Genomic DNA, 13193 nt, shown 5'->3' with positions numbered 1-13193 from the left:
CGCGACAGCTCAGCCGGCGTCGACGGGGGTGCGACCCGCGGCGGCCGCGGCCTCGGCGGCCTCCTCGCGCTCGCGTTCGACGGCGTCGCGCACGAGCCGGTACCAGAGGTAGATCGCGAAGCCCGCGAACACGACCCACTCGACGGCGTAGAACACGTTCAGCCAGTTGAGCTCGGCTCCCTGCTCGGGGACCGGCGAGTAGATCACCTCGAGCCCGGCGGCGGGCTCCGAGGCGGTCACGTAGCCGAAGTAGACGGGCCGGTCGTCGTAGTCGTCCCAGACGTTCACGAGCTGGGCGACCGCGAGCGAGCGCATGAGGAACGGATCCTCGTCGTCGCCGGGGATCACCGGGGCCTCGCTCGGCAGGAACCGGCCGACGATGCTCACCTGCTCGTCGGGGTCGACCGAGGCGTCGAAGCGGTCGGCCGCGGCCCGTGCGGCCTGCTCGTCGGCGGCCCATCCGATCGCGACGGGGAGCCCGCCCGCCGGGGCATCCACGACCTCGAGGTGCGCGACGACCCAGTGGCCCGAGGCGCCGTCGTTGCGGCGATCGGCGATCAGCACCGTGTCACCCGGCACGAATGCCCCCGTGACCTCGACCATCTGCCCCGTCATCGCCTGTTCGGTCGGGGCGTCGGGCTCGGCGACGCCGTCGAACGGGCGCACCTCCTCGGTCGGGCGCTCGACGACGACGGCCTGCTCGACGGCACGCTCGAGCTGCCACTGGCCGAGCACCGCGAACGCCGCCGCGATGCCGAGTGCGAGGAGGAGTGCGAGCACCCAGCGGGGGCGCACCATCATGCGCACGGTGGCGCGTCGGGACTCGGCTGACACGGTGGTCAAGCCTACCCGGCCGCACCTGTGCCGACGCTGCGGGCGCCGGCAGCCGAAGCGCCTCAGCGCGACGTTCGGCGAGCCGCGAGCGGCGAGCGCCGAGCGCCCGCCCTCAGTCCACCTTCACGATGTCGGGCGCCTCGAGCCGCACCCGGTCGGCCGACTCGTCGTCGGGCTGCTCCTGCGAGGCGCGCTCGGCGGCGACGCGCTGGAGGTAGCGCTCGACCTCGAGCGTCTCGCGGGCCTCGTCCCAGCCGAGGACCTCGCCCATGAGCTTCGCCGCGACCGGCGCGGCCGAGACCCCGCGGTCCCACGCCTCGATCGAGATGCGGGTGCGCCGCGCGAGCACGTCGTCGAGGTGCAGCGCGCCCTCGTGCGAGGCGGCGTACACGACCTCGGCCGCGAGGTAGTCGTCGGCGCCCGGCAGCGGCTCGCCGAGGCGCGGGTCGCTGCGGATGAGGTCGAGCAGCTCGTCGGTCATGGTGCCGTAGCGGTTCAGGAGGTGCTCGATGCGCACCTTGTGCACGTCGAAGGCCCGGGCGATCTTGCCCCGCTTGTTCCACGCGGCCTGGTACCCCTCGGCGCCGAGCAGCGGGATGTCCTGCGTCGTCGACGGCGGAACGCGCCCGTCGAGGGCGTCGACGGCCGCGTCGATCGCGTCCTTCGCCATCACCCGGTACGTGGTCCACTTGCCGCCCGCGATGACGACGAGCCCCGGCACGGTGTGCGCGACGAGGTGCTCGCGCGAGAGCTTCGAGGTCTGGTCGCTCTCGCCCGCGAGCAGCGGGCGCAGCCCCGCGTACACGCCCTCGACGTCTTCGCGCGTGAGCGGGATGGAGAGCACCCGGTTGACGTGCTCGAGCAGGTAGTCGATGTCGGCCGCGGTCGCGGCCGGATGCGCCTTGTCGAGGTTCCAGTCGGTGTCGGTCGTGCCGATGAGCCAGTGCCGACCCCACGGGATCACGAACAGCACGCTCTTCTCGGTGCGGAAGATCATGCCCATCGCCGACTGGATGCGGTCGCGCGGCACCACGAGGTGGATGCCCTTCGACGCCCGCACCTTGAAGGTGCCGCGCTCCCCGACCATCCGCTGGGTGTCGTCGGTCCAGACGCCCGTGGCGTTCACGACCTGCTTCGCGCGCACCTCGAAGTGCTCGTCGGTCTCGAGGTCGTGCGCCGTCACGCCGACGACCCGCTCCCCCACCTTGATGAAGCCGTCGACCTTCACCCGGCTCGCGACGTGCGCGCCGTAGAAGCTCGCCGTCCGCGCGAGTGAGGCCACGTAGCGGGCGTCGTCGACCTGGGCGTCGTAGTACGTGAGCCCGCCGACGAGCGCGTTCGGGGAGAGCGAGGGGATCGCCTTCTGCACCTGTCGCTTCGAGAGATGGCGGTGGTGCGGCACCCCGGGCGGGCGGCCGCCCGTGTAGCTGAAGATGTCGTAGAGCAGCATGCCCGCGCCGACGTAGCAGCGCTCGATGACGCGCTTCTGCAGCGGGTACAGGAAGCGGACGGGCTTCACGAGGTGCGGCGCGATGCGCTGCAGGAGGAGCCCGCGCTCGATGAGCGCCTCGCGGACGAGACGGAAGTCGAGCTGCTCGAGATAGCGGATGCCGCCGTGCACGAGCTTCGACGAACGGCTCGACGTGCCCGAGGCCCAGTCGCGCGCCTCGAGCAGCCCCGTCGAGAGTCCGCGGGTGACGGCGTCGAGCGCGGCCCCCGTGCCGACGATGCCGCCGCCGACGACGAGGATGTCGAGCTCCTTCTCCTTCAGTCGGGCGATCGCCGCCGCCCGCTCTTCAGGGCCGAGCTTCTGCGACCGCGTCACCGACTTGTTGCTCGCCATCGTGCCACCCCATCCCCGCGGCCTCGTGGCTGGGCCGCGTGATCCGTTTCCACGCTACCCGAGACCTCGGTGATCGAGTAGGGGGTGGCTACGAACCCAGGTACGGCTCCACGATGACCTCGACGCGCTGGAACTCCTTCAGGTCGGAGTAGCCCGTCGTCGCCATCGAGCGGCGGAGTGCGCCGACGAGGTTGGCCGTGCCGTCGGCGGCCGGGGCGGGCCCGTAGAGCACCTCTTCGAGGGGCGCGACCTGGCCGACGTGCACGCGGCGGCCGCGCGGGAGCTTGGGGTGGTGCGCCTCGGCGCCCCAGTGGTAGCCGCCGCCCGGGGCATCCGTCGCGCGCGCGAGCGCCGCACCGAGCATGACCGCGTCGGCGCCGCAGGCGATCGCCTTCACGATGTCGCCGCCGGTGCCGACGCCGCCGTCGGCGATGACGTGCACGTACCGGCCGCCCGACTCGTCGAGGTAGTCGCGGCGGGCGCCCGCCACATCGGCGACCGCGGTCGCCATGGGCGCGTGGATGCCGAGGGTCGCACGGGTCGTCGAGGCGGCGCCGCCGCCGAAGCCGACGAGGACGCCGGCCGCACCGGTGCGCATGAGGTGGAGCGCGGCCGTGTAGGTCGCCGCACCGCCGACGATCACCGGCACGTCGAGCTCGTAGATGAACTTCTTGAGGTTCAGCGGCTCCTGGTTCTTCGAGACGTGCTCGGCCGACACCGTCGTGCCGCGGATCACGAAGAGGTCGACGCCCGCGGCGACGACGGTCTCGTAGAGCTCCTGGGTGCGCTGCGGAGAGAGGGCCGCGGCGACCGTGACGCCTTCTGCGCGGATCTCGGCGAGACGGGCCGTGACGAGCTCGGGCTTGATCGGCTCGGAGTAGAGCTGCTGCATGCGCTCGGTGGCACGCTCGGCCGGGAGGCTGCGGATCTCGGCGAGGACGGGCGCCGGGTCGTCGTACCTGGTCCAGAGGCCCTCGAGGTCGAGCACGCCGAGACCGCCGAGCTTGCCCATCATGATCGCCGTCTGCGGCGAGACGACCGAGTCCATCGGCGCGGCGATGAAGGGGATGTCGAACTGGTAGGCGTCGATCGCCCAGCCGACCGAGACGTCTTCGGGGTCGCGGGTGCGCCGGCTCGGCACGATCGCGATGTCGTCGAATGCGTATACGCGCCGGCCCCGCTTGGAGCGGCCGATCTCGATCTCTTGGCTCACCGTCCCAGCCTACCGGTCGTGCCGCGGGGCGCCCGAGCCCCCGATGGCGGGACTCAGCCCGGCGGACGAGGGGCGCGCACGAGTCGCGCGGCGACGGCGCGGGCGAGCGCGTCGGGTCGATCGCCGGGATCGGCCTCGATCGCCCCCGAGTTCCACAGGGTGGCGAAGCCGTGCACGATCGACCAGGCGGCGAGGCGGTCGGCGCGGTCGCCGCCGAGGGCGCCGACCGCGCCCGACGCGAGGATGGCGCCGGCCCGGTCGCGCGCCGCCTCGAGCGCGGGGTCGCCCCGGCGCAGGAGCTCGGTGCGGAACATCACCGCGAACCGGCCCGGCTCCGCGTTCGCGAAGCGCACGTATGCGACCCCGGTCTCGACGAAGTCGTCGCCGGCGGCGCCGAGTGCGTCGGCGAGACGTTCGAAGCCGTCGGCGGCGATCGCCGTGAGCAGGCCGGAGCGGTCGCCGAAGTGGTGGGCGGGCGCGGCGTGCGAGACGCCGGCGCGCCGGGCGAGCTCGCGGAGGCTCAGCGCGTCGATGCCGTGCTCGTCGATCGCCGCCGCCGCCTCGTCGATCAGCGTCTCGCGGAGCCGTCCGTGGTGGTACGCCATGCGCCAAGACTAGAACGACGATCTAGTCATTGACAAGTTCACTCGACCGGCCTATCTTGTCACTGACAAGATCAACCGACGGGAGCCTCCGATGAACCGCAGCACTCCGAGCAGCGCACTCCTGACCGACGGCGGCCGAGCCGACCGCACCGGCCGTCCCGCATCGACGTCGCGCAACCCGTGGGCGACGACGTTCCTCTCCCCCGTGCCGATCGCCTTCGCCGTCGGCATCACCGCGACCGCGCTCCTCGGCCTGCTCGGCGTCCCCGCCCTCGCCTCGTGGCCGGCATGGCTCACCGGCGGCCTCGTCCTGATGTTCCTCATGGGCGCGATGGGGCGGCTCGTTCCCGCCGTGCGTGCCGAGCTGATCGCCATGGTCCCGCCGCGGCTGCCGCACCCCGGGCTCATCGTCGCGGCGACCGGCGTGCTCGAGACCGCGGGGGCGATCGGCCTGCTGATCCCGGCGACGCACGACCTCGCCGCACTCTGCCTCACGCTGCTGCTCGTGGCGGTGTTCCCCGCGAACGTGCACGCCGCGCGCACGGACCACACCGCCTCACCGCTTCTGCCACGCACGATCGAGCAGATCCTGTTCGTCGGGGCCTGCCTCGCCGTCGCCTTCAGCTGAACCGGCGGCGATGCGAGGCACGATCACACCCGACCCTCTCCCGTCCGTGAAGCGTGCCCGAGCACCGCGCCCTCCGACTCCGACGGGTTCACCGCCTCGACCGGAGGTTCGCCCGTCTCCGGCTCGTCCGACGGCCGCCGACGGCGCAGGCGCACCGACTGGACGACCGCGATGACGGCCGCGACGAGCACGAGCAGGAACCCCGACACCGGCGCTGCGGCCACCCCGATCAGCGCGATGACCAGCAACGCGATGCTGACCGACCAGGGCATTCGCCCGGTGCGCTCGAGGGCGGTCATCGCCAGGCCCGTCGCCAATCCGAGGAATCCGGTCATCAGGAACCAGAGCGCCACCTCGAGGCCGCTCGTCATCGCCCCGTACCACCCATCGGCCAACGCCTCGCCCAGCACCGGCGAGGCGGCCAGCACTCCCATCACGGTGTGCAGGGCGAACACGATGATGATCGCCGGCCCGGCGATCGCCGTCCGCCTGTTGCTTCGCTGTCTCGTCATGCCGATCAGTCTCGGTGACGGCAACCCGCCCGCACCTCACCCGATCGGGTGACCCGGTCAGCGCGTGCGCTGCACCCGGCCCTCGTCCCACACCGGGGCATCCGTCTCGACGACGTCGCCCGACTCGGCGAACACGACGAAGCGATCGAAGCTGCGCGTGAACCAGCGGTCGTGCGTGACCGCGAGCACCGTGCCGTCGAAGCGCTCGAGCGCCTCCTCGAGCGCCTCGGCCGAGACCAGGTCGAGGTTGTCGGTCGGCTCGTCGAGCAGCAGCAGGGTCGCCCCCGAGAGCTCCAGCAGCAGGATCTGCATGCGCGCCTGCTGGCCGCCCGACAGCTGCTCGAAGTTCTGCAGCGCCGCGCCGGCGAGGCCGTAGCGGTCGAGCGCCGAGCTCGCGGCCTCGCGCGCCATCCCCTCGCGGTTCGCGTCGCCGCGGTGCAGGATGTCGAGGAGCGTGCGCCCGCGGAACTCGGGGTGCTCGTGGTTCTGCGCGAACCAGCCGGGCACGACCCGCGCGCCGAGCACCGCGCGGCCCTCGTGCGGCACGCGCGCGAGCGTCTCGCCGACGCTCGTCACGTGGCCGAGGGTGCGATCGGGCTCGGTGCCGCCGCCCGCGAGCAGCCGCAGGAAGTGCGACTTGCCCGAGCCGTTCGAGCCGAGCACCGCGACCCGGTCGCCGTACCAGACCTCGAGATCGAACGGGCGCATGAGCCCGGTCAGTTCGAGCCCCTCGCAGACGATCGACCGCTTGCCCGTGCGCGAGCCGCGCAACCGCATCGAGACCGCCTGCGCGGGCGGGCGTTCCTCGGGCGGGCCGGCCTCCTCGAACTTGCGCAGCCGGGTCACCGCGGCCTGGTACCGCGAGGCCATGCCGTCGTTATAGGTCGCCTTCACCTTGAGCGTGTTGACGAGCGCCTTCAGCGCCGCGTGCTGCTCGTCCCAGCGGCGTCGCAGCTCGTCGAGTCGCGCGAACCGCTCGTCGCGCGCCGCGTGGTACCCCTCGAAGCTGCCGCCGTGCACCCAGGCGGTGTTGCCCGCCGCGCCGAGTTCGATGGTGACGACGCGGTCGGCCGCGCGCGCGAGCAGCTCGCGGTCGTGCGACACCAGAAGCACCGTCTTCGGGGTCTGCCGCAGCTGCTCCTCGAGCCATCGCTTGCCCGGCACGTCGAGCGAGTTGTCGGGCTCGTCGAGCAGCAGCACCTGCTCGGGCCCGCGCAGCAGCGCCTCGAGCGCGAGCCGCTTCTGCTCGCCGCCCGAGAGCGTCGAGAGCTCGCGCCACCTCGCCCGCTCGAACGGGATGCCGAGCGCCGCGAGGGTGCAGTGGTCCCACACGACCTCCTGCTCGTAGCCGCCGGCCTCGGCGTACTCGGCGAGCGCGGTGGCGTAGCGCATCTGCGCCTCGGTGTCGTCGCGCTCGATGAGGGCGTTCTCGGATGCCTCGAGCTCGAGTGCGGCGGCCCTGATGCGAGCGGGGGCGACCGAGACGAGCAGGCCCGCGACCGTGGCATCCGCGCCGTCGATCGCCCTGCCGGTGCCGACGAACTGGTCCATGACCCCGAGGCCGCCGTCGACCTGCACGCTGCCCTCGTCGGGGCGCAGCTCGCCGCGGATGATGCGCAGCAGGGTCGACTTGCCCGCGCCGTTCGCGCCGATGAGCGCCGTCGTGGCGCCGTCGGTGACGCGGAAGGCGAGGCGGGCGAGCAGCGGCCGCCCGTCGGGGAGGGAGAAGGAGACGCCGTTGACGTCGATGAAGCCCATGTGTCGGATCCGATCGGTTCGCGACCGGAATCGGATGTCCCGCGGCCGCGCCGCCCGATGGGCAGCCGATCAGGATACAAGCATCGCGCCACCCCCTGCCACCCCGAGCCGTTCTGCGGCAAGCTGGAGGCATGCATCGCATCGCCGCAGAGCCGCTCGACGTCCTCCGCCACCGCACGAGCGCGAAGTGGCGCCTCTACGACGCCGACGTGCTGCCGCTGCCGGTCGCCGAGATGGACTACCCGCTCGCCGAGCCGATCGCCGCGGCCCTGCACGCCGCCGTCGACCGCTCCGACACCGGCTACGCGGCCGGCAGCCGCGGCGTGGCCGAGGCCTTCGTCCCCTTCGCCGCCGAGCGCTTCGGCTGGCAGGTCGACCCGGCTCGCGTCACCTGCACCGGCGACGTCGCGATGGGCCTCGTCGAGGTGCTCAGGCAGGTCACCGAGCCGGGCGACGGGGTGATCATCACCCCGCCGATCTACCCCCCGTTCTTCGACATCGTCACCGAGGCCTCGGCGAAGGTCGTCGAGGTGCCCATGGGCGGCGGCATCGACGAGGGCTGGTCGCTCGACCTCGACGGCATCGATGCGGCGTTCGCGGCGGGCGCGAAGGCGATGGTGCTCTGCAACCCGCACAACCCGATCGGGCACGTTCCGCCGCGCGAGACCCTCGCGGCCCTCGCCGAGATCGCGGCGAAGCACGGCACGACGATCGTCTCCGACGAGGTGCACGGACCGCTGTCGCAGCCGGGCATGATGTACACGCCCTTCCTCACGGTGTCCGACGCGGCGCGCGAGCACGGCGTCGCGGTCACCGCGGCGTCGAAGGCGTTCAACCTCGCCGGGCTGAAGGCCGCCATGGTGGTGACGGCCTCCGAGCGGGGCGACGCGGTGCGCGCGGCCTTCCCGTACGAGGTCGAGTGGCGCATGAGCCAGTTCGGGTCGATCGCCTCGATCGCGGCCTTCCGCGAGGGCGGCCACTGGCTCGACGGCGTGCTCGCGAGCCTCGACGACAACCGCAGGCTGCTCGCCGAGCTCATCGCCGACGAGCTTCCCGGGGTGCGCTACCGGGTGCCCGACGCCACCTACCTCGGCTGGGTCGACCTCACCGCGCTCGGCTGGGGCGACGACCCGGCCGCCTACGCGCTCGAGCACGCGCGGGTCGCACTCGGCATCGGGCCGCAGTTCGGCGCGACCGTCGGGCGCGGGCACGTGCGGGTGAACTTCGCGTGCACGCCCGAGGTGCTCGGCGAGGCGATCACGCGGCTCGCCGACGCGGCCTCGGCGCGCGGGTGAGCGAGGGAGGCGGTCGGCGATGACGAACGGCGGCGGCGCACGCATCGACCCCGGCGGCGGCATCCGCCTCGCCGTACCCGACGACGCCGCGACCGCGGCGCGCCTGCAGGTCGAGTTCGCCGAGGAGTTCGAGTCACCGAGCCCGAGCCACGGGGTGCTCGAACCACGCTTCCGGCGCCTCATCGCCGACCCCGCCGCGTTCGTGCTGTTCGCGGGCGATGGCGACCCCACCGGCTACGCCGTCGTCACCCTCCGGCCCACGGTCTACTGCGAGGGGCCCCTCGCCGTGCTCGACGAGCTCTACGTCGTTCCCGCCCTGCGCGGCTCGGGCATCGGCACGACCCTCCTCGAGCACGCCATCGCCGAGGTGCGCCGCCGCGGCGGCGGCGAGATGCACATCAACGTCGACGAGGTCGACGTCGACGCCCGCCGATTCTACGAACGGCACGGCTTCGTGAACATCGAGCCGGGCACCGACTACCGGATGCTCTGCTACATCCGGGAACTGGCGTAGCGAGCCCGCCCCACGCGCGTCAGGCCGGGTCGAGCTCGACGTTCGCCATGATCGCGGCGGCGGCGACCCCTGCGGCCGCGATGCCGCAGCCGGGCGGGGCCGGTGCGGCGGGCAGCCGGATGCCCCGCCGCTCGAGCTCGGCCCTGGCCGCTCGCTGCCCGCGCTCGAGCGAGGCGCGCTGATCGGGGTCGAGCGCGGCGTACGCCGACGCGGCCTCCTCGGCGGCACGCGCCCGCAGCGCGAGCAGCCCGCCGCGCACCCGGTCGGGGAAGCCCGCCACGAGCGCCTCGCTCTCACGGGCCCGCGGCAGCCGGCGACGGGCGATCGCGCACGAGATCGCGATCGCCAGCGTGACCGTCGTCGCCGCACCTCCCAGCCAGAGCCACCCGGCGGCCGACGCGTCGACCGTCGTCGTGAATCGGACGGTCGGCAGCATGGTCATGCCGCCGAGCACGGCGAGCACCCACCCCGTGAAGGCGACGCCCGCGCTCGGCGGGGCGGTGACGCGCACCGGAAGCACCGCGAACGCGAGGCCCGCGGCGGCGACCGCGAGGAGGACCATCGCCGCAGGCAGGACGGCCCCGGGGTCGAGATCCGCGCGGGAGAAGAAGAACGCGAACGCCCCCGCCTCCGCGAGCACGGCGACCAGCATCCCGGCGACGGTGCGCCCCCGCATCGGCGCGAGCGTGCGTGCGGCGTCCTGCGACACCTCGGATGAGGAGGTGCGGAGCTCGTCGAGCAGTCGCGGCTTCACCAGCCGGGCGTCGCGATCGACCGCATCGGCGATCTCCGCGAGCCGGGCGGCGTACGCCGGCGCCTCGCCGACGAGCACGCGCTCGACCGCGTCGGGATCGCGCTCGAGCACGTGCGCCTGCACGATGCGCGCGTACTCGAGCGCGTCCAACAGCGGCCGGCCGGCGCGTCAGCGCGTGTAGTTCGGCGCCTCGACGACGATCTGCACGTCGTGCGGGTGGGACTCCTTGAGCCCCGCGGGCGTGATCCGCACGAAGCGGCCCTTCGTCTTGAGCTCTTCGATGGTGCGCGCGCCGACGTAGAACATCGACTGGCGCAGGCCGCCGATGAGCTGGTACGCCACCGCCGAGAGCGGACCGCGGTAGGGCACCTGGCCCTCGATGCCCTCGGGGATGAGCTTGTCGTCGGTCGGCACGTCGGCCTGGAAGTAGCGGTCCTTCGAGTACGAGGTCTTCTTGCCACGGGTCTGCATCGCACCGAGCGAACCCATGCCGCGGTACGCCTTGAACTGCTTGCCGTTCTGGAAGACGAGCTCGCCGGGGCTCTCGGCCGTGCCCGCGAGGAGCGAACCGAGCATGACGGTGTCGGCGCCGGCGACGAGCGCCTTCGCGATGTCGCCCGAGTACTGCAGGCCGCCGTCGGCGATGAGGGGCACCCCGACGGGCTTCGTCGCCTTGGATGCCTCGTACACGGCCGTCACCTGGGGCACGCCGACACCGGCGACGACGCGGGTGGTGCAGATCGAGCCGGGCCCGACGCCGACCTTGACGGCGTCGGCGCCGGCCTCGACGAGCGCCTTCGCGCCCTCGTAGGTCGCGACGTTGCCGCCGATGACGTCGATGTGGGCGAAGCTCGGGTCGGCCTTCAGGCGGCGGATGATGTCGAGCACGCCCGCCGACTCGCCGTTCGCGGTGTCGACGACGATGACGTCGACGCCCGCGTCGCGCACGGCCTCCGCGCGCTCCCAGGCCTCGCCGAAGAAGCCGATCGCCGCGCCGACTCGGAGGCGCCCCTCGGAGTCCTTCGTGGCGTTCGGGTACTGCTCGGACTTGTCGAAGTCCTTGACCGTGATGAGGCCGGTCAGGTGGCCCTCGTCGTCGACGAGGGGCAGCTTCTCGACCTTGTGCTCGGCGAAGATCGCGAGCGCCTCGTCGGGGTTCATGCCCACGCGGCCCGTGATGAGCGGCATCTTGGTCATGACGTCGCTGACCTTGGTCGACGGCTTGTCGAAGTCGGAGACGAACCGCATGTCGCGGTTCGAGATGATGCCGACGAGCTTGCCCTCGTCGTCGACGACGGGGAGTCCGCTGACCCGGTAGGTCGCGCACAGCGCGTCGACGTCGGCCACCGAGGCATCCGGCGTGGTGGTGACGGGGTTCGAGACCATGCCCGACTCGCTGCGCTTCACGCGGTCGACCATCTCGGCCTGGTCGGCGATCGAGAGGTTGCGGTGCAGGATGCCGATGCCGCCCTGGCGCGCCATGGCGATCGCCATGCGCGACTCGGTGACGGTGTCCATCGCGGCCGACAGCAGCGGCGTCGCGACGGTGATGCGACGCGTGAGCCGCGAGCTCGTGTCGGCGTCGCTCGGGATCACGTCGGTGTGACCGGGCAGGAGGAGGACGTCGTCGTACGTGAGTCCCGTGAATCCGAACGGATCTGCCTGATCCATGACTTCCCTTCGTGTGGAGTGCCCGCGCAGAGCGCGTTGTCGGCGAGTTGGCGGTGCATCAATGTTAAGCGAGTTTGCACCGCGGGCATTCCCCGGATAACAATCGAGGGCTTGTTGTGCCCATGTCTGAAACACATGGGACATAATCGGCACGTACCGTCGACGACGTCGTCAACGGGAAAGGATCGGTCCCGGAGGTCCAACATGCCTCCGGTGACCCCTTGGAGGTGCAGTGGAACCCACGAGAACAATCCAGACACGCTCTCGCGGGAGGTGGCTTCTCCTCCTCGGAATACTTCTGTCCGCACTCACTCTGTCCGGCATCGCAGCGTCCCCTGCGATGGCGGAGGATGGGAGTACGGCCGCGGAGTCCGAGGAGTACGAATACCACTTCCGTGGAAACGTGCAGTACAACGGCGAGCCGCTCGAAGGAGTGGGCATATCGCTCGAAGGGAACGGCTTCGAAGCCGAGACCGAGACGGATGCCGACGGCCGCTGGGAGATCGGCGTGCCCGAGAAGGCCACCTACGAGGTGACCCTCGACGAAGACACGCTGCCGAAGGGCGTGGTCGTCGCCGAGGGCGGCGCGACCCGTGAGGCCGAGTTCGGCCTCACGAAGAACGCCTCGGTGAACTTCTTCCTCGGCGAAGGCACCCGCACCACGGTCAGCTTCTTCGACCAGTTCGCGCAACGCCTGTTCAACGGCATCAACTTCGGGTTGCTGCTGGCGCTGGCGGCGATCGGCCTCTCGCTGATCTTCGGCACGACCGGTCTCTCGAACTTCGCGCACGCCGAGCTCATCACCTTCGGTGCGCTCATGGTGCTCACGTTCGGGTCGAACCTCGGCTGGCCGTTGTGGGCGGCGATCGGCATCGCGCTGCTGTTGAGCGCGGCACTCGGCTGGGGGCTCGATGCCGCCATCTGGAAGCCGTTGCGGCGGAAGGGCGTCGGCGTCATCCAGCTCATGATCGTGAGCATCGGCCTCTCGCTCGCGCTGCGCTACACGTACCAGTTCTTCTACGGCGGATCGACGAGCCAGCTGCCCGGCGCGACGCTCCCGAGCGACATCCGCATCGGGCCCATCGCCCTCTCGTGGGTCGACCTCGTGAGCATGGGCGTCAGCATCGTCGTGCTCCTCGCGGTCGCGTTCTTCCTGCTGCGCACGCGCATCGGCAAGGCGACCCGCGCGGTCTCCGACAACGCCAGCCTCGCCTCCGCGAGCGGCATCGACGTCGACGGCGTCATCCGCATCGTCTGGGTGCTCGGCGCACTGCTCGCCGGTCTCTCCGGCATCCTCTGGGCGTACTTCCGTCCGGGCGTCAGCTGGGACATGGGCTTCCAGATCCTGCTGCTCGTCTTCGCCGCGGTCACCCTCGGCGGTCTCGGCACCGCGTTCGGCGCCCTCGTCGGCTCGCTCATCGTGGGCGTGTTCGTCGAGCTGTCGACCCTGTGGCTGCCGAGCGACATGAAGTACGTGGGCGCCTTGGTCATCCTGATCTTGGTGCTGTTGTTCCGGCCGCAGGGCATCCTCGGCCGTCGAGAGCGAATCGGATAAGGAGGGGACGA

12 protein-coding genes are annotated in these 13193 nt (G+C 71.8%); 4 read left to right on the top strand and 8 right to left on the bottom strand.

Annotation, left to right across the window (positions count from 1 at the left end):
* Window positions 1–9: 9 nt before the first annotated feature.
* The 4 genes from ACFVSL_RS07230 to ACFVSL_RS07215 all read right to left on the bottom strand — a co-directional run bounded on the left by ACFVSL_RS07230 (window position 10) and on the right by ACFVSL_RS07215 (window position 4495).
* Entirely contained in the window at window positions 10–834 is an 825-nt protein-coding gene (locus ACFVSL_RS07230) for an SURF1 family protein (RefSeq protein WP_386939759.1), read from the bottom strand.
* 112 nt (window positions 835–946) lie between these two features.
* A complete protein-coding gene (locus ACFVSL_RS07225; protein WP_386939757.1) occupies window positions 947–2677 on the bottom strand; it encodes a glycerol-3-phosphate dehydrogenase/oxidase in 1731 nt (576 codons plus the stop codon).
* A gap of 88 nt (window positions 2678–2765) precedes the next feature.
* On the bottom strand, window positions 2766–3890 hold the full coding sequence (locus ACFVSL_RS07220; RefSeq protein WP_386939755.1) for a GuaB3 family IMP dehydrogenase-related protein: 1125 nt from the start codon (window positions 3888–3890) through the stop codon (window positions 2766–2768).
* 53 nt (window positions 3891–3943) lie between these two features.
* Entirely contained in the window at window positions 3944–4495 is a 552-nt protein-coding gene (locus tag ACFVSL_RS07215; protein WP_386939754.1) for a TetR/AcrR family transcriptional regulator, read from the bottom strand.
* Window positions 4496–4586: 91 nt separating this feature from the next.
* Between ACFVSL_RS07215 and ACFVSL_RS07210 the strand changes: the two genes are divergently transcribed.
* Window positions 4587–5123 carry a DoxX family protein gene (locus tag ACFVSL_RS07210; RefSeq protein WP_386939752.1) on the top strand — a complete coding sequence of 179 codons (537 nt, stop codon included), beginning with the start codon at window positions 4587–4589 and terminating at the stop codon, window positions 5121–5123.
* Window positions 5124–5146: 23 nt separating this feature from the next.
* On the opposite strand, the gene ACFVSL_RS07205 is transcribed toward ACFVSL_RS07210, so the two are convergent.
* Both ACFVSL_RS07205 and ACFVSL_RS07200 read right to left on the bottom strand, forming a co-directional pair.
* Window positions 5147–5635: a DUF6463 family protein gene (locus ACFVSL_RS07205; protein WP_386939750.1), complete on the bottom strand. Its 489-nt coding sequence runs from the start codon at window positions 5633–5635 to the stop codon at window positions 5147–5149.
* Between the two features lie 57 nt (window positions 5636–5692).
* Window positions 5693–7393: an ABC-F family ATP-binding cassette domain-containing protein gene (locus ACFVSL_RS07200; protein WP_386939748.1), complete on the bottom strand. Its 1701-nt coding sequence runs from the start codon at window positions 7391–7393 to the stop codon at window positions 5693–5695.
* Window positions 7394–7524: 131 nt separating this feature from the next.
* On the opposite strand from ACFVSL_RS07200, the gene ACFVSL_RS07195 reads away from it, so the two are divergent.
* Window positions 7525–8688, top strand: coding sequence for a MalY/PatB family protein (locus ACFVSL_RS07195; protein WP_386939746.1), 1164 nt, complete (start codon window positions 7525–7527; stop codon window positions 8686–8688).
* A 19-nt stretch (window positions 8689–8707) separates the two neighbouring features.
* Window positions 8708–9202, top strand: coding sequence for a GNAT family N-acetyltransferase (locus tag ACFVSL_RS07190; protein WP_386939744.1), 495 nt, complete (start codon window positions 8708–8710; stop codon window positions 9200–9202).
* 19 nt (window positions 9203–9221) lie between these two features.
* On the opposite strand, the gene ACFVSL_RS07185 is transcribed toward ACFVSL_RS07190, so the two are convergent.
* Both ACFVSL_RS07185 and guaB read right to left on the bottom strand, forming a co-directional pair.
* Window positions 9222–10106, bottom strand: a complete 885-nt coding sequence (locus ACFVSL_RS07185) for a hypothetical protein (RefSeq protein ID WP_386939742.1) — start codon at window positions 10104–10106, stop codon at window positions 9222–9224.
* A gap of 18 nt (window positions 10107–10124) precedes the next feature.
* Entirely contained in the window at window positions 10125–11627 is a 1503-nt protein-coding gene (gene guaB, locus ACFVSL_RS07180; protein WP_386939741.1) for an IMP dehydrogenase, read from the bottom strand.
* Between the two features lie 403 nt (window positions 11628–12030).
* On the opposite strand from guaB, the gene ACFVSL_RS07175 reads away from it, so the two are divergent.
* Window positions 12031–13182, top strand: a complete 1152-nt coding sequence (locus ACFVSL_RS07175; protein WP_386939739.1) for a branched-chain amino acid ABC transporter permease — start codon at window positions 12031–12033, stop codon at window positions 13180–13182.
* The last annotated feature ends 11 nt before the right edge of the window (window positions 13183–13193 follow it).

Source organism: Agromyces sp. NPDC058064 (assembly GCF_042885275.1).
In the GTDB taxonomy this organism is placed as follows: Bacteria; Actinomycetota; Actinomycetes; order Actinomycetales; family Microbacteriaceae; genus Agromyces.
Note: the sequence above shows the minus strand (reverse complement) of the source record. Positions and strands in the feature narration are given on the sequence as shown.